The following is a 26,533-nucleotide window of genomic DNA, read 5'->3' on the forward strand; positions in this document are numbered from 1 at the left end:
ATCGGGCCACAGAGGAGCGATGAAATCAGCAAACCATTTATGTTCATCGACTCATCAATGCCTGATAAAGCGTTGTAAACTCTCACCTTCTTGTTTCATGAGGCGGTTCCAGTCAGCCAGTTGCAGGCGAACTTCCAGCACAAAGTCCCCCTCCTCGCTGAAACCTTCCTGCTCGATACCTTTCAGCCGATAGAGCGCACTGCGCAGTCTGGCGGCGGAAGGGGGCAGTTGCAGGGTGTGATGCACCATGGAGCCGGCCAGCAGTTCGGTCAGTGCCTGGAACAGGTATTCACTGCCCTCGCCAGTCTGGGCCGACAACCAGACTCGCACCGGTCGTCCAGCCTCATCCCGTTCAAGACCAGCCGGACGATCCCCCAGCTTGTCGATCTTGTTGCAGATCATCAGTTGGGGACGGTCATCCGCCTCGATCTCGGCCAGCACACGCTGGACCGACTCGATATTCTCTTGCATCTGTTCATCGGCGCAGTCCACCACGTGCAGCAGCAGGTCCGCTTCGCGAGTCTCCTGCAGGGTCGCCTTGAAGGCCGCGACCAGATCATGGGGCAAGTGCCGAATAAATCCAACTGTATCCGCCAGGATCACATCACCCACATCCTGGATCACCAATTTGCGCAGGGTGGGGTCCAGGGTTGCGAACAATTGGTCGGCAGCATACACGCTGGCATCTGTAAGTTGGTTGAACAAAGTGGATTTTCCGGCGTTGGTATACCCCACCAGAGAAACGGTCGGCACTTCGTTGCGGTTGCGGGCACGGCGCCCCTGCTCCCGCTGCTTGGCCACCTTGTCGAGGCGGCGCAAAATGGCCTTGATGCGCTCACGCAGCAGGCGTCGGTCGGTTTCAAGCTGGGTTTCACCCGGGCCGCGCAGACCGATCCCCCCCTTTTGTCGCTCAAGGTGGGTCCAGCCTCGCACCAGACGAGTGGAAAGATGGCGCAACTGGGCCAGTTCGACCTGCAACTTGCCTTCGTGAGTGCGGGCGCGCTGGGCGAAGATATCGAGGATAAGGCCTGTTCTGTCCACGACCCGGCACTGGAACAGACGCTCCAGGTTGCGCTCCTGGGCGGGGGTCAGGGCATGGTTGAAGATGACCACGTCGGCGTCCAGCATCTGGACCTGGGACGCGATCTCTTCCGCCTTGCCGCTGCCGACAAAAAATTTGGCGCTGGGTGCGCTGCGACTGGTGGTGATCACCCCCAGTGCATTGACCCCGGCCGAGCTCACCAGCATCTTGAGCTCGTCCAGATCCTCCCGCTCGCCCTCATCGCTGAAGTTGACATGTACCAGAACGGCCTGTTCACCAGCTTCGTAACGGTCAAACAAGCGCTTGCTCCTTGACAGGTATCATGATGGATCTGAGTTGGCGAGTGAACTCGCCGCAGGATATCACGCCTCGGCTTCACCCTGCTCTTCACCGGCGGCGCCCGGGGCGTGCTGGTGATGGTTGACGGCACGGGCCGGCACCACGGTGGAAATGGCGTGCTTGTAGACCATCTGGCTCACGGTGTTCTTCAGCAGAATGACAAACTGGTCAAACGATTCGATCTGACCCTGCAGTTTGATGCCGTTCACCAAATAGATAGAAACAGGAATACGCTCACGGCGCAGCGCATTCAAAAACGGGTCTTGGAGAGATTGCCCCTTAGCCATCTTTCTTTTCCTTATAGTTTGTTGTTTTTAAACACCGGATATTCAATATAACAACCTGATTATACAGGAGTGTCAAGCCGGACCAGCTTGGGCGACGACCCTGGCCAGATTGCCAGACTCACCAGATTCCAACCAGGTCACATCAGGCCAACCGCGCAACCAGGTCATCTGACGCTTAGCCAACTGGCGGGTGGCAACAATGCCGCGATAACGCATCTCATCATACTCCACTTCCCCCGCCAGGTAGTCCCACATTTGGCGGTATCCCACGCAGCGAATGGAGGGAAGATCCGGGGTGAGATCCCCCCGCTCGTAAAGCGCCCTGACCTCCTGCTCGAAGCCGCTGCCCAGCATCTTGTCAAACCGCTGTTCGATGCGCTGGTGCAGCACGGCCCGATCCCTCGGCGCGATGGCAAACTGCAGCGCCCGGTAGGGCAGCCCCTCTCCCTGTACCTGGGTCAGCTCGGTGAGGGTCTTGCCGCTGATGCGGTAAACCTCGAGCGCCCGGCACAGGCGCTGGGGATCGTTGGGGTGGATGCGGGCACCGGCCACCGGGTCGATGCGCACCAGTTCGTCATGGAGCGCCTGCCAACCGAGGCGGGCAGCCTCTTCCTCGATGCCGGCCCGAATGGCGGGATCGGCGGAAGGCAGCGGAGAAAGCCCCTCCAGCAGCGCCTTGAAATAGAGCATGGTGCCACCTACCAGCAGCGGAATGCGACCACGGTCGGCGATCTCTTTCATCTCCCGCAGGGCATCCTTGCAAAAATCCGCCGCCGAATAGCTCATGGCGGGATCCAGGATGTCGATGAGCCGGTGCGGGGCCTGCGCCAGCTCGGCTGGCGTCGGCTTGGCGGTGCCTATGTCCATGCCGCGATAGATGAGCGCGGAGTCCACGCTGATGATGTCGCAGGGCAGGGCCTGGCACAGTTCAATGGCGAGATCCGTCTTGCCGGAGGCCGTCGGCCCCATCAGAAAAATTGCAGTCGGCAAGTCAGCCACGTTAAACACTCCCTTCGGCCGCCCCTTCACGGGCGAACCGGCATAAAACTGGTCATATGGATGCAACAGACGACGAGACGCCGTCAGTTGCCATCGGCAAACTCGGCCAGCACGTTCGCCAGCGGCAACGGGCGCACCATGCGAACGTCTGCCAGTTGGTCACTGAAATCGGCAACAAGTTCCGTCAACAACCGGGTGGCAGTGGCAAAATCGTATATTTTTTCGGCACTTATGCCTTGTTCCACCAACCACTGGCATAGTACCCCAGCCTGCGCGTCGGCATCACTGTCAGATCCGCTCTCGACCAGCTGCAACAATTCGGGTAAGAGGCGGGCCAGATCGGTCTGGCGCAGCAGGGCAGGCACCCGAGTCAGGATCATGGTGTCGCGTCCCCCGCTTTTCAACTCCATCCCCATGCGTTTGAGCAGACGTTCCCGCTCCTCCACCAGGGCGACCAGGTTTTTCGGCAGCTTGAAGGAGACCGGCAGCAACAGAGGCTGGGCCGCCAGCCCCTGGCCCCAGGCATCCAGCAGCCAGTGGCGCAACAACAGACGCTCGGCGCGCACCAGGGAGAGCAGCGCCAGCTGCCCCTGACGCTCCATCAGCAGATAGGCCTGCTCGACCAGGCTCAGGGCGCGCCACTCCCCCGTTCGGGCTGGCGTCTCGACGGCACCGCTCTCGGCTCCGGGCCGGGATGCCGGCGTCGCCACCTCGGGCAGGGTGGTGAGCAAGGCGCCCATGCCTCGCATCGCGGCCCGGCTCGGGGGTTCGGGAGGCTGGTAGTGTCCTCCCCTGCCACCACCGCCTTCCCGCACGCCGTCGCCATCTCGTGCAGGGGCAGGAGCCCGATAGCCGTGTTCGGCACCGTACCACTCGGTGCGCGGCGCCTGACCCGGATAGGTGATCTCCGGGCTGCCCGGCAGCTCGACCTGGGTCTCGGCCAGGGGTTCATCGGTGGCGCTCCCTGCTCCGTCCTGGCGCAGGGCGGTAAACAGCGCCTGGAAGATGAAATCGTGGATGAGACGCGCCTGATGGAAACGCACTTCGTGCTTGGCCGGATGGACGTTGACGTCCACCTGGCGGGGATCCAGCTCGATATAAAGCACATAGGCCGCGAAGCGATCGGCGGGCAGCAGCTCGTCATAGGCCTGGCGGATGGCGTGATTGATGAGCTTGTCCCGCATCATGCGGCCATTGACATAGGTGTATTGAAGGTCGTTCTGCGGCCTGGCCCCTGCCGGAGTGGCCAGCCAGCCCCACAACCGCACGTCGCTGTGTTCGCTCGATACCGCCAGGGCATGGTGCATGAAGGGGGAGCCGCAGACGGCGGCGAGGCGACGCTCCTGCTCCGCCACCGTGTTGGCCGCCTTGTACTGGCGCACCACCTTGCCGTTGTGGCGCAGGATCAGGGTGGCGTCGAAGCGGGAGAGCGCGATGCGGCGCACCAGTTCGTCGATGTGGGCAAATTCGGTCTTTTCGCTGCGCATGAACTTGCGCCGCGCCGGGGTGTTGAAGAAGAGATCCACCACCTCCACCGTGGTGCCCACCGGGTGGGCCGCCGGCTTGACGGTGACGCTCATCTCACGCCCTTCCGCCTGGGCCTGCCAGGCCTCGCTCTGCTCTGCCGTACGGGAGGTGAAGGTGAGGCGGGAGACGGAGCTGATGGAGGCGAGCGCCTCCCCGCGAAAGCCCAGGCTGTTGATCCCTTCCAGATCGTCCAGGGTCGCCACCTTGGAGGTGGCGTGGCGCGACAGCGCCAGCACCAGCTCATCCCTGGCGACACCGCAGCCGTTGTCACGAATGCGGATAAGCTTGGCGCCTCCCTTGTCGATGTCGATCTCGACCCGGTCAGCCCCCGCATCCAGGCTGTTTTCCACCAGTTCCTTCACCACGGAGGAGGGCCGCTCCACGACCTCACCGGCAGCAATCTGGTTGGCCAGAATCGGCGGCAATATACGGATTGGCATCGCTTGCTCCTGCAGATGAAAAAGGGGAAGAGGTGGACCTGGCGCCATCAACGCTCACCGCCCCTCCCTGCCATCGGCAGAGAAGGGCGGCGTTCTTCAGCCCGCGCTATTTTCGCGGAATATAGAGCACCTGCCCTATCTGGATGTCCCGTGACTTGAGCTTGTTGATCTCCACCAGTCGGGCCTGACTCACCCCATGTTTCTCGGCGAGACGGGAGAGGCTCTGGCCACGGGTGACCACGTGGCGGATCATGTTGGACTTGTCGTTGCTCTGCACGCTGGCAACCGGCGCACTCGGCTCCTGGGCTGCGACCTTGTAAGGTTTGATCACGCCGGCACCGGAGGCGCTGCCGACACTGCTGACCGGGGCGCCGCCATCACCGACGCGATAGGGCTCGCTCGCCGGCATCCGGTTGGTTACGACCTGCTGCGTTGGCTGGGCAGCCGGCTTGCTGACGGCGACCGGCTTGCTGGCAGGCGCCTGACGCGGCGGGGCAGCAACCTGGCCCTTGCCGGTGAGCATGGGCCCCTTGGTCGGATGACTGCGGTAATAGTTGCGGATCCCCTCGAAGATGGCCCGGGCCAGCTGATCCTGATAGCTGGCGGTGGCCAGCAGCTTCTCCTCGGCGTGGTTCGAGATAAAGCCCGTCTCCACCAGTACCGAGGGGATGTCCGGCGCCTTCAGCACCGCCAGACTCGCATGTTCCGGCGCCTTCTTGTGCAATCTGGCCACCCGGCCGAGCGAGCGCAGGATCTGGCGGCTGACGTCATAGCCTTCGGCCCTGGACTTGTCCATGGAGAGATCCAGGAAGGTCTGCGCCAGATAGGGGTTGGGATCAGACTCGGCCAATACCTTGCCAACGCCTCCCAGCAGCTCCCCCTGTTTCTCCTGCTTCTCGAGCCAGCTCCCCATCTCGCGGTTGGCGCGGTTGGTCGACAGCACCCAGACGGAGGCGCCGCGAGGAGTCGAGTTGTGGAAGCTGTCGGCATGCACCGACACCAGCAGGTCTGCCTTGGCCTTGCGGGCAATCTCGGAGCGTTTGTTGAGATCGACGAAGTAGTCGCCACGGCGGGTCAGCACGGCGCGCATGCCGGGCTCCCGGTCGATGAGGGTCGCCAGCTTCTGGGAGACCGCCAGGGTCACCCGCTTCTCGTAGGTGCGGCGCGGGCCGATGGAGCCCGGATCTTCCCCGCCGTGACCAGGATCGATGGCGATGACGATGGCCTTGCCGTGCCCCCCGACGGGAGCGGGCTGCGCCGCAGCGCTCCCCTTCTCTTCATAGGGAAGATCGATCACAAGACGGTGGCCATAGGGGCCTGCCGGCGCCAGCGGGAAGACCACCGGCTTGATGGCAGAGCCGAGATCCAGCACCAGTCGCAGGCCGCCCTTCTCCAGCGGCGTGCTCTCGCGGATCTTGCGCACCAGCTCGCTCTTGTTCTCGATGCGGGCCAGGTTGGTGGCGTTGCTCGCCCCTTTCAGGTCGATGACCAGACGGTTCGGACCGGTCAAGGTGAAGTAGTTGAAATTGGGGGCGCTGCTCATGTCGAGCACCACCCGGGTGTTGTCCGGTGATGGCCACACCCGCACACTCTTGAGCTGATTGGCCCAGGTGGGCAATGCCATCAGGGAGAGAACAAAAACAAGGATCACGCGCACTGAGATGACAACCGTTCCAGAATGGCTTCGCCGATAGCAGTGCGGGCATCAATCTGCACCTCGCGCTGCTCGTTTGCATAACTCAGGGTGATCTCGAGATCCGGGGCTGGCAGCCAGCCGTCGCCCTTCTCTGGCCACTCCACCAGGCAGAGGGTATCGGCGGCGAAATAGTCGCGAATGCCCATGAACTCCAGCTCTTCCGGGTCCGCCAGTCGATAGAGATCGAAGTGATAGACCTGCCACTGGGCAAGCTCATAGGGCTCCACCAGGGTATAGGTCGGACTCTTGACCTTGCCCTCATGACCCAGTCCCTGCACCCAGCCTCGGGTCAGGGTGGTTTTGCCGGCCCCGAGGGCACCGTGCAGAAATACCGTGGTGGCCTGCTGGCACGCCTTTGCCAGACGGCCACCCAGCGCCACTGTTGCTGCCTCGTCCGGCAGTGTCATCATCAAGGTTTTTGCCATGTTCTTCTTGTTACTTGTTACTGTGTCGGATTAACCAGACGACGGATCCAGGGCAGCAGATCCGATGCCAGCATGCCCCTCTCACCCTCGGCAGCGGCCAGATCGGCGGCCTCTGCGTGGATCACGGCCCCGAGTCGGGTGGCCATGCCCGCAGACCAGCCCTGAGCCAGAAGGGCGGCGATTATACCAGACAAGAGGTCACCCATGCCGCCACTGGCCATGCCGGGGTTGCCCTCGTCGCACAGGGAAATGCGCCTGCCGTCGCAGATGAGCGACCCCGCCCCCTTGAGCAACACCACACCACCGTAGCGCTGTTGCAGTCGCGAGACGGCCGTAAACCTGTCCCCCTCGACCTCGGCGATGGAGCAACCCAGCAGGCGAGCCGCCTCCCCGGGGTGGGGTGTGAGCACCCAATTATCCTGATGACGGGGGGCCTGCGCCAGCCAATTCAATCCATCGGCGTCCAATACCAGTGGCACGGCGGCTCCGATGCCCTGTTCGAACCGGGCCCGGCCCCACCCATCCTGACCGAGCCCGGGGCCCAGTACCTGCACCGATGCCCACCCTTCATCCATGTCCGCCGGGCATCCCATCAGCTCGGGTTGAACCAGGCTGGCCGCCGGGCAATCCGGGTGCTGGCGCAGGCGTACCAATCCCGCCCCCGCCCGCAGACAGGCCTGACCCGCCAGCAGGATGGCCCCCTGCATGCCGAGGTTCCCCCCCGTCAGCAGTACCTTGCCGCTGTGTCCCTTGTGAGCCGAGCGCCTGCGCGGGGTCAGCAACCCCTTGAGGCTGGGATAATCGATCCGCTCGGCAGCGGGAACCCGTTCCTCCCCCGGCGTCACTCCCAGGGGATCCCGGTCGAGGTGGCCGACTCCGTCCACCCCGTCGGCGGTGAGCATGCCCTGCTTGATGCCGATGAAAGTGAGGGTGCGGGTGGCACGCACCAGTGCGCCCATGGCGCGGCCGGTGTCGGCATTGAGACCGGAGGGGAGATCCACCGCCAGCACGGGTGCGTTCAAGCCATTGATTGTTGCGACGATCTTTGTCATTGACGAGGAGAGGGGAAGCTGGACGCCGGTACCGAGCAGTGCGTCTATGACCAGATCCGGCGGCGGCAGCGTGGCGGGCAGCAGATCCTCGGCCATGGTCACGCTTCCCCCCGACGCGAGCCACTCTTCGGCAGCCCGCCTGGCATCTCCCCTCAGCAGGCCGGGAGCCCGGGCGGCAATCACCAAAGGTTCGAGGCCGATGCGCCGGGCAAGGCGGGCCAGCACGTAGCCATCCCCACCGTTGTTGCCAGGGCCGACGAAGATCCACCACTGACGGCTGTCGGGCCAGTGGTGACAGGCATAGTTGCACAGCGCAGTCCCGGCCCGCTCCATCAGTACATAGAGGGGCAACCCCTCCTGCTCGGCCCAGCGCCGTTCCATGCTGCGGATCTGCTCGGCCCGCCACAGGGGTTGTGCTAGACTCTCCCACTCATTTTTGCGGATAGCGCCCCCGAACACCTCTACCATGACGGCCCCCACGTTTCATCATCCCATGACCCGGCAACTGGCACGCCATATTGCCGCCCTGCGCCTGCCACACTCCTGCAGGCAGAGGGGGGATGCTGCATGACGGCTGCCGAACTTGCGCAACTGGCCCACGATATCAAGCTCTGGGCAAGGGAGCTAGGATTTGACCAGGTCGGCATCGCCGACACCGATCTCACCCTGGAAGAGCCGAGGTTGCAGGCCTGGCTGGATGCCGGTTATCACGGCACCATGGACTACATGGCGCGCCACGGCATGATGAGGGCCCGCCCCCACGAGCTGTTGCCGGGCACCTTGCGGGTCATCTCGGTGCGAATGAACTATCTGCCGTTCGAGGCGGGCTTTGCCGCCACCCTGCGCGATCCCACCCTCGGCTACATCAGCCGCTATGCCCTCGGCCGCGACTACCACAAGGTGCTGCGCAACCGGCTCAAACAGTTGGGGGAGCGCATCGAGCTGCGGTGCGACACCCTGTTGCGGGCAGCGGGACAAACCCTGGGCGAGTGGCGCCCCTTCGTCGACTCGGCCCCTATTCTGGAAAGGCCGCTGGCGGCCAAGGCCGGCCTTGGCTGGGTGGGAAAGCACTCGCTGCTGATCAACGAGTCCGCCGGCTCTTTCTTCTTTCTGGGAGAATTGCTCATCGCCCTGCCGCTGCCCGTGGATGCCCCGGTGGAGAAGGAGCTGTGTGGCAAGTGCGTGGCCTGCATCAATATCTGCCCCACCGGTGCCATCATCGCCCCCTATGTGGTAGACGGACGGCGCTGCATCTCCTATCTCACCATCGAGAATGACGGCCCCATTCCCGAGGAGTTCAGGCCGCTCATGGGCAATCGCATCTATGGCTGTGACGACTGCCAGCTCATCTGCCCCTGGAACCGCTATGCCGATGCCAGCCCGGAGCCCGACTTCAGTCCGCGCCCCAATCTGCACCGCCCGCCCCTCTTGACCTTGTGGGGCTGGAGCGAGGCCGAATTTCTCAAACACACGGAAGGCAGCCCCATCCGCCGCATCGGCTATCAGCGCTGGCGCCGCAACCTGGCGGTGGCCCTTGGCAACGGACCGGCCAGCAGCGAGGTCCTGGCCGCCCTGCAACAGGCGCTGCCTGAGGCGGCGCCCATGGTGGCCGAGCATATCGAGTGGGCGCTGGCGACCCTGGCCAGGCGTCAGCAGGAAGAGAATAAAAAGACGCGATTGCTGATCCGCTGCATCGAAAAAGGTCTGCCGGATCACGCATAAGTGATCTGGCACTTGCCGGATCGCAGCCATTTTTTCATGCTCTGCCGACCATTGAACATCGGCACAATAAAAGGAAGATTCTGATGCAGATGCTGGGAGTAGATATTGGGGGGTCCGGGATCAAGGGCTGCCTGGTCGACACCGAAACCGGGGAGCTGATTGGCGAACGCCACCGCATCGCCACACCGCAACCGGCAACCCCGGCCGCCGTGGCACACACCCTCAAGGCGCTGGTCGAGCACTTCCAATGGAAGGGGCCCGTGGGGTGCGGTTTTCCCGCCACCATCCACAACGGCATCGCCAAGAATGCCTCCAACATCGACAAGAGCTGGATTGAGACCGATGCCGCCCACCTGTTTGCCGATGTGACCGGCCTGCCCTGCCATGTCCTGAACGACGCCGATGCGGCCGGTCTGGCGGAGATGCGCTTTGGCACTGGGCAGGATCGCCAGGGCGTCATCATCCTCATCACCGTCGGCACCGGCATCGGTACCGCCGTCTTCGTCAATGGCCAGTTGCTGCCCAATACCGAACTGGGTCACCTGATGCTGGAAGGCATGGTGGCCGAACACTATTGCTCCGATGCGGTGCGCAAGCGCGAGGATCTTTCCTGGGGCCGCTGGGGCAAACGTTTCAACAAATACCTGGCTCGCCTGGAGTTTCTGTTCTCCCCCGACCTCTTCATCCTGGGGGGCGGCAGCGCCGCCAAGCTCGACAAGTTCATCGACAAGATTGAGACCCGGGCTCCCCTGGTGGCGGCCGCGAACCTCAACCAGGCCGGCATCATAGGCGCCGCCCTCTATGGCGCGGCCCGGCAAGGGGGCTGACCGCCAGCAACATCAAAAGACCCGGCCCGTGCCGGGTCTCTCTCATCCGGGCTCAGAGATCGTCGAGGCGATGAGCACCGTGTACCAGACGGGTCAGGCGGGATTGGGCCATGGAGGCCAGGGCTTTCAGCAGCGCCGCCGTGTCGGGCGTGAGGCACTCCCGGGCCAGACGTTCCAGCTCGCCGATGAGCCTCTCCTCCTGGCGTGACACCAGGGCCACTATCTCCGCGGGCTGGGTTGTGGCGGGCAGCGCCAGACGATCCCCCTCGGCCAGCAGATCCTCGCCAAATCCCTGATCCAGCCAGGTCTCCTTCACCGCGCTGCCCATCTGCTCGCGATAATCGTGCAGATGAGCCGCCGCGGCATCCTCCCGCCCTTGCAGATAGGCCAGCAACATTCTGCTGCGCTCAGCATCCACCCGGGGGATCTGGCGCCCGTAAATGCGCCCTTGCCGATGATGAAGCTCCTCGAGATAGAGCATCAGGTCCTTGATCTGTTGGAATCGCATCTCGCCTCCCTCCTGGCATCTACCTGCAGCCAGTATAGGGAGCTGGCATGTCGACACGGCCACGAACTGGTCATTTATTGTTCTGCATCAAGGAGATGGAAAAGAAAGCAGAAAAAGAGACAGCAAGAGGAAGGGGAAACCGGCAGCGAGGCTGCCCGGACGACCGGGCACCTTGTCCGAAGGGGAGACATCAAATCGACGACATAAGAGATATTTACCATCTTATATTCGGACTAGAGTCATCAAATCGGAATCTAATATTGATGCTGGTGGTGATACCTCCACACCATAGTCAAATGGCGGGAATCCTTATCCATTTTTTAGACGTCTAGACGTAAAAACATGCGTTGACACAGCCATCCGGACATCTTAGCATCATCCTCCATGATGACAGAGATACCCAGTGAAACCTCTGCCCAATTTACCCGCCTGTAGCGCCCTGTGCTTTAAGGCTGTTAGCACGGAAGAATCCATGATTAAGTTGATCGGTCTCAACAAAGTCTACGGTAAAGGCAGTGATGCCGTGCACGCCCTGCGTGACGTGAGCCTGCATGTGCCCCAAGGCAAGATCTTCGGGGTGATCGGCGCCTCCGGTGCCGGCAAGAGTACCCTCATCCGCTGCGTCAACCTGCTGGAGCGCCCCACCGAGGGGCAGGTCATCGTCGATGGCCAGGACCTGGTCGCCCTGAGCGAGCGGGATCTGACTCAAGCTCGCCGCCAGATCGGCATGATCTTCCAGCACTTCAACCTGCTGGCCTCTCGCACCGTCTCCGCCAACATCGCCTTCCCGCTGGAGCTGGCGGGCTGGAGCAAGGACAAGATCCAGAGCCGGGTCAGCGAACTGCTGGCCCTGGTCGGGCTGGAAGCCCGTGCCCACGCCTATCCGTCCGAGCTCTCCGGCGGGCAGAAGCAGCGCGTCGCCATCGCCCGAGCCCTGGCACCGGCTCCCAAGGTCCTGCTGTGCGACGAGGCCACCTCGGCCCTCGACCCCCAGACCACCCGCTCGATCCTGACCCTGCTCAAGGAGATCAACGTCAAGCTGGGGCTCACCATACTGCTCATCACCCACGAAATGGACGTGGTGAAGGGGATCTGCGACGAAGTGGCCATCATCAGCGACGGCCGTCTCATCGAGCAGGGGGAAGTGGCCTGGTTCTTCAGCAATGCCAAGACCCAGCTGGCCCGGGATTTCATCCACTCCACCATCCACCTGGAAGTGCCCCAGGAGTATCAGGATCGGATGAGTAGCGACCGGGTGCCCGGCAGCTATCCCCTGGTGAAGCTCGGCTTTACCGGGACCACGGTGGATTCGCCGCTGATTTCCGAGGCGAGCCGCCGTTTCAACATCGACATCAGCATCCTGAGCGCAGACATCGAATACGCCGGTGGCGTCAAGTTCGGCTTCCTGCTGGCGGAACTGTTCGGGGACGAGGCCCAGTGCGAGGCCACCCAACAGTTCCTCATCGACAACCACATTCAGCTGGAGGTAATGGGTTATGTCCGAAGCAATGATTAATCTGCTGATTTCGGCTCTGGGCGACACCCTCATCATGGTGTTTGCCTCCGCCCTGTTCGGCTGCCTGCTCGGCCTGCCGCTCGGCGTGGCGCTGCACGTGACCAAGGCGGGCCAGATCCTGGCCAATCCGCTGCTCAACAAGGTCCTGGGCGTCATCGTCAACGTCGGTCGATCGGTGCCCTTCATCATTCTGCTGGTCGCCATCATTCCGTTGACCCGCTTCATCGTCGGCACCAGCATCGGCACCATCGCCGCCATCGTGCCGCTGACCGTGGGCTGCATTCCCTTCATCGCCCGCCTGGTGGAAGGGGCCCTGATGGAGGTGCCTGACGGCCTGCTGGAAGCGGCCAAGGCCATGGGGGCCAAGCCCCTGCAAATCATCGCCAAGGTGCTGCTGCCCGAGGCCCTGCCGGGGATCCTCAACAGCGTCATCATCACCCTCGTCACCCTGGTGAACTACTCCGCCATGGCTGGTGCCATCGGAGGCGGTGGTCTCGGTGATGTGGGTATTCGCTACGGCTACCAGCGTTTCGATCCCACCGTCATGCTGGTCACCGTGGTCATTCTGGTGGTGCTGGTTCAACTCATCCAGAGCGCGGGTGAGCGCCTGGTCAAACAATGTGATCATCGTTAATCGTCGATTTCTGACAGGAGGTTTTTATGAAATTGGGCATCAAATCCGCAGCAGCTGCGCTGCTGGCAACCCTGGTACTGGTCGGCTGCGGCCAGAAGGCAGAGAACAAGACCCTGAAGGTGGGCGCCATCGCCGGTCCCGAGACCGAGCTGGTTGAGACCGCGGCCAAGGTGGCCAAGGAAAAATACGGCCTGACCGTCGAAGTAGTCACCTTCTCCGACTACGTCACCCCGAACGTGGCCCTGAACGACGGCAGCGTCGACGTCAACGCCTTCCAGCACAAGCCCTACCTGGATGCCCAGATCCGTGATCGCGGCTTCAAGCTGGTGCCGGTCGGCAACACCTTCGTCTACCCGATCGCCGGTTACTCCAAGAAGGTCAAGGCCCTGTCCGAGCTGAAAGACGGTGCCCAGATCGCGGTGCCGAACGATCCGACCAACCTGGGTCGTTCCCTGATCCTGCTGGAAAAGCAGGGCCTGCTGAAGCTGAAAGAGGGTGCCGGTCTGGAAGCGACCGTACTGGACATCGCCAGCAACCCGCGCAACTTCAAGATCGTCGAGCTGGAAGCCGCACAACTGCCGCGCTCCCTGGAAGACGTGGATCTGGCCATCATCAACAACACCTTCGCCGGTCAGATTGGTCTGACCCCGACCGAGAACGGCCTGTTTGTCGAAGACAAGGAGTCCCCCTACGTCAACCTGATCGTTGCTCGCGAGAACAACAAGGACGACGAGAAGGTCAAGGAGTTCGTCCAGTCCTTCCAGACCGACGAGGTCTTCAAGAAGGGAACCGAACTGTTCAAGGGCGGTCTGGTGAAAGGTTGGTAATCACTCACTCTGGAAAAAAGGCCACGTCAAGCGTGGCCTTTTTTTTACCCCCGTTATCATAGCCAGAAGCACGGCAACACGAAAAACAGAACAACAATGAAGAAATGGTATCTGGCCTACTGCAAACCCAAGGAAGAGGCCCGCGCCCGCGCCCATCTGGCAGCCCAGGGCGTTGAATCCTATTACCCCATGGTCGAGATTGAAAAACTGCGGCGAGGCAAGCGCGTGCCCCAGCGCGAGCCCATGTTCCCCAACTACCTCTTCATCTACGTGGATCTGGAAGAGGTCACCCCAGTCACCCTGAAATCGACCCGGGGCATCAGTCGCATCATCCACTTCGGCAAGGAGTGGACCCCCGTCAGCAGCCAGCTGATCTACCGGCTCATGAGCCGGGACGACAGCGACGAGGCGCGCGCCAGCTATGCCCGTCTGCCGACCCAGGGAGACAAGGTACTTATCGAATCCGGTCCCCTCGCCGGGTTTGAAGCCATCTATCTGGAGCCGGATGGCGAAAAGCGGGCCATCCTGCTGGTCAACCTGCTCAACCAGGAGACCTGCAGCAGCTTCGAAAACCAGGCCTTCCGCCGCCTGGAGTGACCCGTCCTGTCGGCAGAAAGAGCCACAGGGCAGTACACAAGACACCATCCCCCTGCTCCCGAACGGTCAGGACCGCACCTGCGTCGTGCATTCTTCCACCACCAGGTTGTCGGGCCGAAAAAAACGGGGCAGACCCAGAGGTCTGCCCCGTTTTTCTCTCCCTTGCGTCAGGCATCCAGTTCGAATCGGCTGATGGCCGATGTCAGTCTCCCCGTCTCCCGGGTCAGGCGGGCGGCGATCTGCTCCCCCTGCTGGCCATGCTCGCTGGACTGATGGCTGAGCCCGGCAATCTCCTCCACCGTCCCCGCCACCTCCTGCGCCGCCCTTGACTGCTGCTCGGTGGCGGTGGCGATGGCGGCAAGCTGGCCGCTGAGATCCTGCACCAGCGTCGCCATCGACTCCAGGGTCTCGGTCACCGAGGCCACGGCGCCGCGCCCCTGCTCCACCAGCAGGGTACCGCTGCCCACGGTATCCGCGGTCTCCCGGGTTTGCTGCTGGATGCTGGCAATGGTCTGGTTGATCTCCATGGTCGATGCGCTGGTGCGGCTGGCCAACTGCCTCACTTCATCGGCCACCACGGCAAATCCCCGTCCCTGCTCACCGGCTCGCGCCGCCTCGATGGCCGCATTGAGTGCCAGCAGATTGGTCTGCTCGGCGATGGTGGCGATCACTTCGGTGACCCTCCCCACCTGCTCGCTCTGGCTGCTGAGCTGCGTCATCGCCTGGTTTGCCTGGGCAATCATGGCACCAATCTGCGCCATGGTGGTCCCCATGCGGGCGAGGGCCTGTTCTCCCTCCCTTGCCTGTTGCTCGGTCTGGCGAGCCGCTCCCGCCGCGTCCGCAATGTTGCCCGCCACATCCCGGGTACTGACCGACATCTGCTCGATGGCGGCTGCCACCGCATCGAGCCGCTGATTCTGGCTCGCCAGATCATCCACGATGGCATTGGTGGTCTGGCCCACCTCGCGGCCAGCCCCTTCCACCTGACCGACCGCCCCCTGGATCTCCCCCACCAGCTCGCGCAACTGTGCCGACATCCGGTTGATGGAGCCCGTGAGCCCTCCCAGCTCATCCTGACGAAGCACGGGCAAGGGGGTGACGGGGAGGCGGCCATCGGCCACCAGGCCCGCCCGTTTCACCAGGCTGGCGATGTCCCGGGTCAGGCGCCGGCTGAACAGCAGGGCCACCAGGGTGCCCAGCAGGATGACGCTGGTGGTGGCCAGCAGCAGGGTGCGGTGAATAGCCTGACTGGCGGCCGCCATCTCCCCCGCCATCTTGTCCACCTCGGCACGGGTATGGGTCACCTGAGTCGCCAGCTGACCCGCCAGCCGGGTCAGGGCGGGCTCTATCTCGGTGGCCATCAGGTGGTTGGCCCTGTCCCAGTCCGGGGCCTGGCGCTTCTCGATCACCTGGCCGACCAGCTCGGCAAAGGGGGCTGACATCTCTTCAAAGAGCGTCCAGAGCCCCTTTTGTGCCTCGGTGAAGTTGGCCTCCTGCTGTTTCAGCTCGGCCACCCGCTGCTGGTGAAACTGGTAGTAGTCCCGGTACTTGTCCAGGTACTCCTTCTCCCCCGAGATGAGGAAATCCCGCAGGGCGGAGAGCGCATTGCCCAGGCTGTTGTAGGCATCCCCCACCTGCTTGAGCAGCAGGCGCCTGTCACCGGGCAACGTCGCCTGGGGCGTCGCCACCTCTTCATTGGCAAAAGACTGCAACTGATCGAGGGCCGATTCCGCCAGGGGGCCGGCCTCCAGCAGCATCAGGGTGTGGGCGGGCAGGTTCTCTTCGGTGTGAGCCAGGGCCCACACCTGTGACTGTGCCCCCTTGAAATCCTTGAGTGACCGGGTCAGGTCGGGGGTGAAACGCTGGCGATCGATGGCGTGCCAGGCCTCTTCCCACTCCTGCTTGATGCGGGCCCCCTGTGCCGGATCCTTGCCGAGGATGAGATAGGCCCGCAGGGAGGATACGGTGGCAATCAGGGCTTTCTGGCTCGCCTCGTCCCGCTGCAGGGCGGGCAGGGCCTGGGCCAGCAAGGCATCTTGCGAGCCTTCGATCCGGCCGAGCTGATGATAGACAAGGGCGGAGGAGAGAATGATGAGCAGGTTGATAAAACAGAAGCTCAACAACAACTTGCTTGATATTTTCATGGCCATCCTTGGAATTCGTCGGGCATCCTGCCCGGGATTAGCGTCTGATGAGCGCGGGCAAACGAGCCTGCCAACCCTGATGCCATCCCATCAGCTCCTCGCGGGGCATGGGACGGGCGGAGAAGAAGCCCTGGCATTGATCGCACCCCAGCTTCGCCAGCAATTGCCAGGTCGCCTCATCTTCGACCCCCTCGGCCACCGATTTCAAGCCCAACTTGCGAGCCAGCTCGATGCTGGACTCGATGATGGCTAGGCGAGAGGGATCTTCATAGCAGCGATCCACGAAGGATCTGTCCAGTTTCAACTCGGTAAAGGGGAGCAGGGCGAGCTGCTGCATGGAGGAGTAGCCGGTCCCGAAATCATCGATGGAGAGACCAAAACCGTGCATCCGCAAGCGGGTCAGCACCTCTAGCGACTTGCCGAGATCCTTGACGAAGGCGCTCTCGGTCACTTCGAGGGTGATGAGCTCGGGGTTGATGCTCCAGCGCTGGCAGTGGCTGAGCAGGGTGTTGCACAGATCCCCCTCGATGAGGGAGGTGGTGGAGAGGTTCATCGACAGGTTCAGGGAGAGCCCGGTCTTCTCCCACAGGTGGCCGTCCCGCAGCGCCTTGCCGATGATCACCTCGGTGAGCGGGTCGATGAGCCCGTTGTGCTCCGCCAGCGGGATGAAACGGGCTGGCGAGATGAGGCCATATTCGGGGTGCTGCCAGCGGGCAAGCGCCTCCATGCCGAGCCACTCCCCGTTGTGAAATCCCACCTTGGGTTGATACCAGGGCAGCAACTGGTCCTGATCCAGCGCCCGGCGCAGCTCATCCAGGGTCAGGTGATAACCATCCTCTTCCTGGCTGCGCACCTGCTGGGGCCGCCAGGCACCGATGAGCTGCGCGATCTGCTGGGGAGACGCGGGTTTCTCGATGCGCCCCAGCACCTGCAGGCCATAGGCCCGGCTCATGCGCAGCACGGCATCGACCACGTCATCCTCCAGGGCGCTGCATAGCACAATGCCGCCGCGGAACCCGCCAAGGGAGAGGCGGCGCAGCAGCGCCATGCCATCCATGCCCGGCATGCGCAGATCGCAGAACAGGATGTCGACCCTGTGGTGCTGGCACTGTGCCAGCGCCTCCTCCCCGTCCTGCGCCTCCAGCAGGTTGCCGTAGCCCAGTCCGCGGATCTGGTGCATCAGGGCCTTGCGCTGGAAGTTGTGATCCTCCACCACCATGATCGCCAACTCATGCCGTGCGCTATTCATCGAGCCATAACCCCGTTTCACCTCTGATAGAGTCCATCAATGCCTGTACCGCCCTGGCCAGGTCATCGAGCTTGTCCAGTTGTTTCAATCTGGCCGCCGCCTCCAGCCGGGCCGCCTCCTCTGCCAATGCCTGCTGTCCTACCATGCGCGCGGCCCCCTTGATGCGATGTGCCGTCTCCACCAGCGCCTGGGTATCCTGGCTGGCCAGCGCCAGCCTCATGTCCTCGCCATCCTGCTCGTTGGCTTCCAGGTATTCGCTGGCCATGCTGCGAGCCACCGCCTCATCCCCGAACAGGGTCAACCAGCTTATGCCAGGTAGCTGAACCCTGGCTTGCCGGGGCGCCTCCGAGGCGAGCTGTTCTTCCTGAGTCGGCAACCAGCGTCCCAGGGTCTGGCTCAGGGCATCCAGGCTGTAGGGCTTGAACAGCATGTCGTTCATGCCGGCATCACGCATCTGCTGGCTCGCCTCCTCAGAGGTATCGGCCGTCACCCCGATAATGGGAGCACTGTCCCCGGCATCCCGCAAGGCTCGCGTGAGGGCATAGCCATCCATCACCGGCATGTGGCAGTCGGTCAGCAGCAGGGCGAAGTCCTGCCCCTGCCAGGCGCGCAGCGCCTCCTCGCCATCTTCCACCACCTCGGACTCGAGCCCCAGGATAGCGAGCTGCCTCGTCAGCAATGCCCGGTTGACGGGGTGATCATCCGCCACCAGCACCCGCCCCCTGAGCTTATCCCCCTCCATCCCCATCGACTGGCTCGCCTGCTGGTTGAACAGTGACTGGCAGGTTTCCAGCAACAGATCGGGGTAGAGAGGCGATTGTCCCAGTCGCCACCAAGCGTCGCCCCCCATTCGCCCCCGCAGGGCCTCATGGGGAGAGAGTACTATGCCCTTGAGGTTCGAACGCTGCAAACAGGCCAGCCAGTCACTGCCAAGGGCCTGCTCCAGGTGATTCTCCTGCGCCAACAGATGCCCCTCGAGGGGCTGCTGCCAATGGTGTGCCTCCATGCGTACCAGTCTGGCGCCCAGCCTGGCCATCACCGATTCCAGCCCCTCATCCTCCCCAAACCACCACCATACCTGACCGGTCAGGGGCGGCGCTTCCCACTGGCACTCGGCCAGGGGCAGCGTGAAAGTCACGCAGGTGCCCATTCCGGGGGTACTCTCCAGGGTCAGGCTCCCCCCCATTTTCTGGGTGAGTTGATGACAGATGGCAAGCCCAAGCCCGGTGCCGCCAAACCGGCGGTTGGTGTCGGACTCCACCTGCTTGAACGGGATGAAGAGGGTGCGTTGCTGCTCCAGGGCGATGCCGATCCCGGTATCCCGGACCCGGAAGGCCAGCCGGTCGTCTTCATAATCCACCTGGATGGCGATCGCCCCTGCCTCGGTGAACTTCACCGCGTTGTTCAACAGATTGGAGATCACCTGCCCCACCCTTATCCCGTCAATGCAGGCCAGATCCGGCACCGTCTTCCCCCACCGCAGGGTCACGTTGAGCCCCTTGCCATAGGCCAGGGCCGCATGTCCCCGGATGACATCGCAAATCACCGAGGTCAGGCGGCAGTGATGGGGGTGCAGTTGCAACTGCCCGGCTTCCATCTTGGAGAAGTCCAGGATGTCGTTCACCAGATAGAGCAGATGGTTGGTGGAGGTCGAGATATTGCGCAACATGTAGCGCTGATCGTCATCCAGCGCGCTCATTTGCAGCAGCTCCAGCATGCCGTGCATGCCGGAGATGGGAGTGCGAAGCTCATGACTCATGGTGGCGAGGAAGCGGCTGCGCACCTGGGTCGCCTCCTCCGCCACCCGCCTGGCCTGGCGCAGCTCCAGCTCCTGGCGCTTGAGCTTGGTGATGTCCTGCACCACGCCGTTCAATATTACCCCTTCAAGCCCCTCCTGGTGAACGAAATGACCACGGATCTGCAAATAGCCCGCCTCCCCCTGGCGCCGGATCTCCACCTCGAGATCCAGCGGCTGCATGCTCAGGGCATGACGATCCACCGTGGCCACGAAGTCCTGGTGCGCCTTGCCTGTCAGCCCCAGGATGGAGGCACCGGTGACCGCCATGCCGGCCTGCTCCTCTTCGACCCCCACCATCTCCCTGACCCCTTGCGAGGTGTAGAGAAAGTGCCCCTTGCCCGGCCCAAGCCAGTGATACTGATAGACCAGACCCGGCATGCTGTCGGTGATCTGGGTCAGCCGGGTCTGCGCCTCCTGGGCCGCAAACCGTGCCTGCTCCAGTTCGGTCACGTCGGTCAGCACGGTCAGGATCCCGAGCCGCTTGTCATCGGGCCCCGCAAAGAGCCGCTTGGTGTAGATCATCTGGTGCAGGCGATCGTCATCAAACCGGATCTCGCCCCGGCCATGGAGCTCCTCTCCGCTCTCCCAGACGCTGGCATCCTCCTCCATCACCCTGGCACGGATCGACTCGGGCAATCGATCCTGGAGCAACCGCTCATAGGAGCCCGTCAGGTTCTCCCCGCCGAGAAACATCTGCCGGTACGCCCGGTTCGTCATTGCCACTTCATAGCGCTCGTTGGTCAGCACCACCTGGTTGGGCAGGGCATCCAGCATCATCTGGACAAACACCAGCTGCTCCTCGAGCCGCCGCTCGGCCTCCCGCCGCTGGCTGATCTGGCGGCGCAGCGTCCGGTTCCAGCCCATGAACAGCAAGAGGCAGAGCAGGAAGATGCCGCCGCCAAGGGAGGACCAGAGCAGCACCGTCTTCGGATCCAGTCCCGTCTGTATGGTCAGGGAGAGCCACTTTTTCTCCAGGGCGGAGAGCTCGTCGGAGGGAATGGCGATCAGCACCTTGGTGAGGATCTGCTGCAGCATGGGGTCCTGCAACTGGGTCGCCATGGCGATGGGTACCCGCAGGTCGCTGCCGGAGAAGACCACCTGGTAGCGGTCGCTGAATCCCTTTTGCAGCGACTGCTCCAGGGTGGTGGTGCTCATCAGCACATAGTCGACCTTCTGCTGGTCCAGCAGGGGCAGCAATTCGGCATCGCTGGCCACCGGCACCGCGATGGCCCCCACCTCGTTCAGCAAGACCTGCTCCACCGAGCCCCCCACCATGCCCACCCTGTGCCCTTTCAGTACCCTGGCGGCGGTGAGCTCGGCCATCCCCTGCCTCGCCACGACCACCCGGTTGATCGACGCGTAGTTGGGGGTAAACCGGGCAAACTGCTGACGCTCCGCGGTGGGAGTCATGGCCGGGATGAGATCCAGCTTGCGATCCTGGAAGAGCGCCATGCTCTGGGCCCAGCTCCGGGTCGGCACCAGGGTGAACTGGAGCCCGGCACGCTGGCTCATCAGTGTCAGCAGATCGGCAATGAGCCCTTTGAGCCGCCCCCTGTCGTCCACCTCGCTCATCCCGGGCCAATCCGGGGCAACCCCGTAGCGGATGACCGGATGTGCTTGCAACCACGCCTGCTCCTGCGGATTGAAGACGATCTCCCTGCTCCTTTTCACCAGGGCATAGTCGAGGATGTCCCCCGCCTCCAGAATGGCGCGACGCTCGAGGGGAGAGATATCCTCGAGGGCCCGCTCCAGCAGTCCCTGCAAGACATCATTCCTGGGCGCCACGGCCATGGCGAGGGAGGTATCCCTCATCCAGTCGATCCTGGCAAGCGCCATGCCCGCCATGGCTTGCAGCCTGTTCAGCATGGGCAGCTCGGCCAGGTAGGCATCCGCCTTGCCCTCCTTGAGCATGAAGATCGCCTCGTCCCGGCTGTCGGCCGTGATCAGGTTCGAGATCCCAAGGCGCAGCAACTCATCGCAGGCGCTGACACCGAAGACGCAGACCCAGCGCACCCCATAGGCCTCCTCCAGGGAGAGGCTCTCCCGCCCCCCCGTCAGCAGCACGGCGCGGGGCAGTGCCATCAGCTCGGAGGTAAATTGCATCTGCAGGGTGCGGGTCGGGCTCGGAGCCACCCCGATCAACATGTCGACCTTGCCATCCAGCAAGGCCTGCTGGACCGCCGCATTGTTGACGTAGGCACGGTAGCGAAGGCTCACCCCCAGCCTGGCTGCAATCTGGGAGGCGAACTCATCCAGGGGGCCGGTGAAGTTGCCGCGCCCATCGGTATAGACATAGGGTGGCCAGGCCGCCGAAGGCATGCCGACCACCAGTTCATCATGGGTGGCAAGCCAGTGCAGTTCGTCCAGGGTGAAGTTGCTCTGGTCCAGTTGCGCCGGCGCAGCCGCAACCATCAGGCTCCAGAAAGCCAGACCACATAGCAGGATGAGACGACAGCAGCGGCGGAACATTATCAACTCCCATACGAAACGGAGGGGGATCATAGAGTGTTTGGCGCAATGTGCGACAACTAAATTGAGACAATGCTCATCAGGAAAGAAAAATGGCAGGCCCAGGCCTGCCATCCACCAGGTCGGGGGCCGGGCCCCTTCCCATCAGGTTATTCGGTTCCCGAGCCGGAAACCGGTTTGAAACTCCCGCTCACGGATATGGGCGATCTGCACTTCCTTGCCTTCCAGCCCGATGTCTTTGAGCAGGGCAGGTGAAAGATGCAGGTAGCTGACGCGACGCTCCAGCCGGGTGATCCTTTTTTGAACCAGGGTCTCTACGTGGCGCAGCAGGGCGAGTTCGATAGACATAATATTCTCCAGTTGAACGTGCGGTTCCCCCGGAGAGAGGTGATCACCCTGCGGGACAACCGCGGGTGATGAAAAAAGCAGGTGTTACCTGTCCCCTCCACGCGGCAAATAAAGAGCACGAGTCTTCGCGCTGCCAGAGCAGCGATCGAACGCAACGTTGAACATGAAATGTTGCATGGTCGTCTCCTTACCGTGTGAAAGTTGAACAAGTTGCCGCAGTGTAAAAAAACACCGAATTTTACGCAATATCTCTCCCACCCATATGGGTGGAATGCGGCCAAAAAGAGGTTCAGTCAAATCCCTGACAACAGCCGGAACTCCTCCAGCGCATAGGTATCCGTCATGCCGCTCACATAATCGAGCAGCAGCCGCACCCGGTAGTACCACTCCTGCTCGCTCTCCTTTTCGAAACGGGGATCCCGGCTCGCCACCGCCAGCCGGTACGCCTTGAGGTGGCGGGCAGAGAGGCGGTGGAACAGCCGCCGGGCAAAGAAGAGCTCGCTCCCGCCGTTGCCTGCAAGCAGCCGCTCGAACTGGCTGGCGGGCAGGGCCAGCAGGAAGGCGTAGGTGGAGAGCACCCCGCGCAGGGCGGCATAGCCTTCCAGCTCCAGCGCCTCCACCTCCGGGCGCATGAACACCAGCTCGCGAGCCACCCGCTTGAGGGTATCGAGTACCCGGGCTGCCGGAGCCTGACCGTGCAGCAGCGCCTGGGGATAGGCCCCGCTCAGGATCTGATCGTGCTCGGCCACATAGGTATGGGCGGCCAGCGCCACCAGATCCCGGGTCAGATGCTGGCGAAAATGGGGGAAGAACCCCCGACCGGAGGCAAGCGCCTCATCGAGCAGGTCGGCCATGTAACCGCCCTCGTCCGCCTCGCGCAGAGCTGCCAGCAGCTCGATCTGGGTGAGGATGCGCCTGTCCACCGCATCCTCGAGATCGGCGATGCAGTAAGAGATGTCGTCCGCCGCCTCCATGATGTAGACCAGCGGATGACGGCACCCCTCGGCCAGCCCCAGGCTCTGGCCGAGGGCACGATAGAGGGGTTGTTCGCTGAAGAAGATGCCGCGCTTGCTGGTCCAGCCGTGGTGCTGACCATAGCCCTGGGGATGGTGCAGGCCCGGCAGGGGCTGCTGCGGGTATTTGCACAGCGCCGCTAGCTGCCCCAGGGTGAGGTTCAGCTCATGGAGGCTGTGCACCAGTCGCAGACTCTGGGCATTGCCGTCAAACACCAGCAGATCCTGGCGAAGGGTTGCCCACTGGGGGCTCGGCAACTGGTCGTGGGCACGGGCGAAGAGGCCGTCCAGCTCCTGGGCAAGCCACTGACTCATCACCTGCTCGCCGAAATGGCCAAACGGCGGGTTGCCGACATCGTGCAACAGGCAGGACATCTCCACCAGATTGATGAAGGCCCCCTCGCACACCACTCCGGCCGGCAGCGCCGCCAGGATGCGGCGACTGATCTGGCGACCAGTCTCCTGCACCTCCAGCGAATGGGTGAGGCGGCTGCGCACCGAGGCTTTCACATCGAGCGGGAAAACCTGGGTCTTCTGCTGCAACCGACGCACCGGCGCCGCCTGCACGATGCGGGTGCGGTCCTGCTCCGTCGCCTCCAGCAGGTCTTCGTCTCCCCAGGGGTGAATGCGCTCGGGGGGGATCAAACGGTCATACATGTCGTGGCTCCTTGCCTGAGGCGTCGTGTCTACGAGAGCAGCCAGCGCCGCAGGCGGGCGATGTCACCCGGGTATTCCCGGCGCAGGGTTTCAATCCAGTCTTCCACGTTCTCCCACCAGGCGGGGTGATCCGGGCTCTGGATAAGCTGGGCCGTCTGCTGCAACCGGCGCAGGCCGATGGAGCCCGCCGCCCCCTTGATCTTGTGGGCCTCCTCCACCACACCGGCCTGATCCCTGGCAATCATGTTGGAGTCGAGCACCGCCATGTAGTCCGGCATCATCTTCTCGAACAGCTCGACGCTGGAGAGCAGCACCGGCTTGCCGACCGTGCTGGCGTAATCGGTGAGGAAGGGCAGATCCAGCAGGGCATCCTGATGGTGGACATCGTCCTGCTCGTCCGCCTCGTCCCCGGCGAGATCCGCAAACAGGTGGCCTATCACCTCCCGCACCGCCTTGGAGCCCAGCGGCTTATTGATCACATCCTGCATGCCGTGATCCCGGTAGTACTGGCGATCGCCGGTGGCGTTGGCGGTGAGCGCCACCATGGGGGGCAGGCTGTCGCCGTAGCGCGCGAGCAGTTGCTCCGCCACATCGAACCCCGTCATGTCCGGCAGCTGGATGTCGAGCAGGATCAAGTCGAAATCATCCGGGTTGGCCATGGCCAGCGCCTCTGCACCATCCCGCGCCACCTTGACCTGATGGCCGAGCTTGTTCAGCAGGGCGCAGGCCACAGTCACGTTGAGCTCCACATCCTCCACCAGCAGGATGTCGAGGGAGGGCATCTCGGGCTCCGGGGCCGCGGCCTTGGGCTCGACGCAGTCCACCTCCAGCTCGGCGGTGAAGCAGGCGCCTTCGCCCGGGTCGCTGTCCACATAGAGTTGACCGCCCATGGCCTGCACCAGCTGGCGGGAGACCGCAAGACCGATGCCGGTACCGGTGGCGTGCTTCTTGCCCTGCACCTGATAGTACATGGCGAAGATCTTCTCCTGCTGGGCGCGGGGAATGCCCACCCCGGTGTCTTCCACCTCGAAGTGCAGCGCCAGCTTGCCCGGTTCATCAGAGGCGTGGGCGAGACAGCGTATGGTGACGCCCCCTTCATCGGTGAACTTGACCGCATTGCCCACCAGGTTCCACAGCACCTGGCGCAGCCGGGTGCCGTCCGCCATCACGAACTGGGGCATGTCGCCGTCCCGGTCGAAGTGCAGGTAGAGCCCCTTCTGCTCCGCCTGGATGCGCGACAGCGTCTCCAGCTCGTCGAGGAAGGCGGGCAAATCCAGCGGAGCCGGCGCAATCTCCAGCCGACGACGGTCGAGCTTGTCCAGATCGATGATGTCGTTGAAGATGTTGCCGAGCGTCACCGCGCTCAGGTGGATGGTCTTGAGCTGCTGCTGCTGTCTGGCATCGAGGGGCGTATCCATCAGCATCCGGCTTAAGCCGACGATGCCATTGAGCGGGGTGCGCAGCTCGTGGCTGATGGTGGAAATGAAGGTGGTCTTGTCCCGACTCGCCTTCTCCAGCTTGTCCTGGTACTGCTTGCGCTCGGTGATGTCGCGACCAAAGCCGAGCAGGCCGAGCCGCTTGCCGAAGCGGTCGAAGAAGGGCACCTTGCGCAGCTCGAAGTAGGCCTTGCGGCCATCGGGATACTCCAGCCACTGCTCATAGGTGAGCGGCTCGTTCTGGGCGAAGACCTGCTTGTCGGTCTCCACCACCTTGCTGGCGATGTCGTGCTTGTAGACATCGAACGGGGTCAGGCCGATGAGTTCCGCTTCCACCTTGCCGGTGAGCTCCTCCATGGCGCGGTTGCAACCGGAGAACTGCTCGTCCTCGTTGCGGTAATAGACCAGATCGGGGGAGCAGTCGATGAAGGAGCGCAAGAGGGCGGTACGCTCCCCCAGATGCAGCTGGGCCTTCTCCCGCTGGAACACTTCGTTCTCGAGATCCTCGATGGCTTGCTGGCGCAGGGTCTCGGCCCGGTTGGTCTCGGCGATCTGGGCGTTGAGCCGGCTGATGTTCTCCTGCAACTGGCTGTTGAGCTCGAGATCCCGCTCGCGCATGTCTTGCAACTTGCGCACCATCCGGGTCAGCCGCTGGCGGGAGTCCTCCAGCTGATCCACCACGATGGAGAGAAAATAGACGGCCCAGGGGGTCACCAGCAGGCCGAAGAAGACAGAGCGCACCAGGTCGACGATGTCCACTGTGCCGCGCAAAAACAGGGTCACCCCCATCTGGATCGACACGGCCAGCACTATGATGGCGGTGGCCAGGAACATGCTGAAGCGCACCAGTCCCAGCTTGGTCATCAGGTCGACGTAATATTGCGCCCAGGATTTGATCTGCTTCATCTCGTTGTTTTCTCCCCTTTTCTTGCGCAAACAGGATACCAGTACGGCGCCATGAACTCTTGTCCGTCGCGTATT

The 26,533-nt window shown here is 63.0% G+C and carries 20 protein-coding genes; 6 read left to right on the top strand and 14 right to left on the bottom strand.

Features of this window, described 5'->3' with window-relative positions; all coding sequences use genetic code 11:
• Window positions 1–54: 54 nt before the first annotated feature.
• The 7 genes from hflX to OKC41_RS11195 form a co-directional block, all read right to left on the bottom strand.
• Window positions 55–1,341, bottom strand: coding sequence for a ribosome rescue GTPase HflX (gene hflX, locus OKC41_RS11165; protein WP_010673194.1), 1,287 nt, complete (start codon window positions 1,339–1,341; stop codon window positions 55–57).
• A gap of 63 nt (window positions 1,342–1,404) precedes the next feature.
• Window positions 1,405–1,668: an RNA chaperone Hfq gene (gene hfq / locus OKC41_RS11170; protein WP_011704864.1), complete on the bottom strand. Its 264-nt coding sequence runs from the start codon at window positions 1,666–1,668 to the stop codon at window positions 1,405–1,407.
• A 72-nt stretch (window positions 1,669–1,740) separates the two neighbouring features.
• Complete coding sequence (miaA, locus tag OKC41_RS11175; RefSeq protein ID WP_080770083.1) at window positions 1,741–2,658, bottom strand: tRNA (adenosine(37)-N6)-dimethylallyltransferase MiaA; 918 nt, start codon at window positions 2,656–2,658, stop codon at window positions 1,741–1,743.
• Between the two features lie 92 nt (window positions 2,659–2,750).
• On the bottom strand, window positions 2,751–4,634 hold the full coding sequence (mutL, locus tag OKC41_RS11180; RefSeq protein WP_201894542.1) for a DNA mismatch repair endonuclease MutL: 1,884 nt from the start codon (window positions 4,632–4,634) through the stop codon (window positions 2,751–2,753).
• Between the two features lie 106 nt (window positions 4,635–4,740).
• Entirely contained in the window at window positions 4,741–6,291 is a 1,551-nt protein-coding gene (locus OKC41_RS11185) for an N-acetylmuramoyl-L-alanine amidase (protein ID WP_052815925.1), read from the bottom strand.
• On the bottom strand, window positions 6,282–6,755 hold the full coding sequence (gene tsaE / locus OKC41_RS11190; protein ID WP_029313846.1) for a tRNA (adenosine(37)-N6)-threonylcarbamoyltransferase complex ATPase subunit type 1 TsaE: 474 nt from the start codon (window positions 6,753–6,755) through the stop codon (window positions 6,282–6,284). The genes OKC41_RS11185 and tsaE overlap by 10 nt, the downstream gene beginning before the upstream one ends.
• Before the next feature lie 17 nt (window positions 6,756–6,772).
• Entirely contained in the window at window positions 6,773–8,275 is a 1,503-nt protein-coding gene (locus OKC41_RS11195) for an NAD(P)H-hydrate dehydratase (RefSeq protein WP_270672026.1), read from the bottom strand.
• A gap of 99 nt (window positions 8,276–8,374) precedes the next feature.
• Between OKC41_RS11195 and queG the strand changes: the two genes are divergently transcribed.
• Both queG and ppgK read left to right on the top strand, forming a co-directional pair.
• Complete coding sequence (gene queG, locus OKC41_RS11200; protein ID WP_270672027.1) at window positions 8,375–9,529, top strand: tRNA epoxyqueuosine(34) reductase QueG; 1,155 nt, start codon at window positions 8,375–8,377, stop codon at window positions 9,527–9,529.
• 83 nt (window positions 9,530–9,612) lie between these two features.
• The gene (gene ppgK, locus OKC41_RS11205; protein WP_010673187.1) at window positions 9,613–10,356 is read left to right on the top strand and encodes a polyphosphate--glucose phosphotransferase; all 744 of its coding nucleotides are present in this window, start codon (window positions 9,613–9,615) and stop codon (window positions 10,354–10,356) included.
• Window positions 10,357–10,408: 52 nt separating this feature from the next.
• Here ppgK and OKC41_RS11210 read toward each other — a convergent pair whose 3' ends face one another.
• Entirely contained in the window at window positions 10,409–10,864 is a 456-nt protein-coding gene (locus OKC41_RS11210; RefSeq protein ID WP_270672028.1) for a hypothetical protein, read from the bottom strand.
• Between the two features lie 472 nt (window positions 10,865–11,336).
• Here OKC41_RS11210 and metN point away from each other — a divergent pair, with 472 nt between their 5' ends.
• The 4 genes from metN to rfaH all read left to right on the top strand — a co-directional run bounded on the left by metN (window position 11,337) and on the right by rfaH (window position 14,438).
• Complete coding sequence (metN, locus tag OKC41_RS11215) at window positions 11,337–12,380, top strand: methionine ABC transporter ATP-binding protein MetN (protein WP_039040957.1); 1,044 nt, start codon at window positions 11,337–11,339, stop codon at window positions 12,378–12,380.
• Window positions 12,361–13,014, top strand: a complete 654-nt coding sequence (locus OKC41_RS11220; protein ID WP_029313844.1) for a methionine ABC transporter permease — start codon at window positions 12,361–12,363, stop codon at window positions 13,012–13,014. Before metN ends, OKC41_RS11220 begins: the two co-directional genes overlap by 20 nt.
• Window positions 13,015–13,040: 26 nt before the next feature.
• Entirely contained in the window at window positions 13,041–13,841 is an 801-nt protein-coding gene (metQ, locus tag OKC41_RS11225; RefSeq protein WP_270672029.1) for a methionine ABC transporter substrate-binding lipoprotein MetQ, read from the top strand.
• Window positions 13,842–13,937: 96 nt separating this feature from the next.
• Window positions 13,938–14,438, top strand: coding sequence for a transcription/translation regulatory transformer protein RfaH (rfaH, locus tag OKC41_RS11230; RefSeq protein WP_010673182.1), 501 nt, complete (start codon window positions 13,938–13,940; stop codon window positions 14,436–14,438).
• A 167-nt stretch (window positions 14,439–14,605) separates the two neighbouring features.
• Here the strand turns inward: rfaH and OKC41_RS11235 are convergent, their stop codons facing one another.
• The 6 genes from OKC41_RS11235 to arcB all read right to left on the bottom strand — a co-directional run bounded on the left by OKC41_RS11235 (window position 14,606) and on the right by arcB (window position 26,458).
• Window positions 14,606–16,582, bottom strand: coding sequence for a methyl-accepting chemotaxis protein (locus OKC41_RS11235; RefSeq protein WP_270672030.1), 1,977 nt, complete (start codon window positions 16,580–16,582; stop codon window positions 14,606–14,608).
• Between the two features lie 37 nt (window positions 16,583–16,619).
• Entirely contained in the window at window positions 16,620–17,831 is a 1,212-nt protein-coding gene (locus OKC41_RS11240; RefSeq protein ID WP_041214588.1) for an EAL domain-containing protein, read from the bottom strand.
• Complete coding sequence (locus OKC41_RS11245; protein WP_270672031.1) at window positions 17,824–22,098, bottom strand: transporter substrate-binding domain-containing protein; 4,275 nt, start codon at window positions 22,096–22,098, stop codon at window positions 17,824–17,826. Before OKC41_RS11245 ends, OKC41_RS11240 begins: the two co-directional genes overlap by 8 nt.
• A gap of 144 nt (window positions 22,099–22,242) precedes the next feature.
• A complete protein-coding gene (locus OKC41_RS11250) occupies window positions 22,243–22,446 on the bottom strand; it encodes a hypothetical protein (RefSeq protein WP_041211124.1) in 204 nt (67 codons plus the stop codon).
• Window positions 22,447–22,739: 293 nt separating this feature from the next.
• Window positions 22,740–24,116 carry a dGTPase gene (gene dgt, locus OKC41_RS11255; RefSeq protein ID WP_270672033.1) on the bottom strand — a complete coding sequence of 459 codons (1,377 nt, stop codon included), beginning with the start codon at window positions 24,114–24,116 and terminating at the stop codon, window positions 22,740–22,742.
• 29 nt (window positions 24,117–24,145) lie between these two features.
• A complete protein-coding gene (arcB, locus tag OKC41_RS11260; RefSeq protein WP_052815934.1) occupies window positions 24,146–26,458 on the bottom strand; it encodes an aerobic respiration two-component sensor histidine kinase ArcB in 2,313 nt (770 codons plus the stop codon).
• Window positions 26,459–26,533 lie beyond the last annotated feature (75 nt).

The organism is Aeromonas sp. QDB17, from assembly GCF_027705305.1.
Taxonomy (GTDB): domain Bacteria; phylum Pseudomonadota; class Gammaproteobacteria; order Enterobacterales; family Aeromonadaceae; genus Aeromonas; species Aeromonas caviae.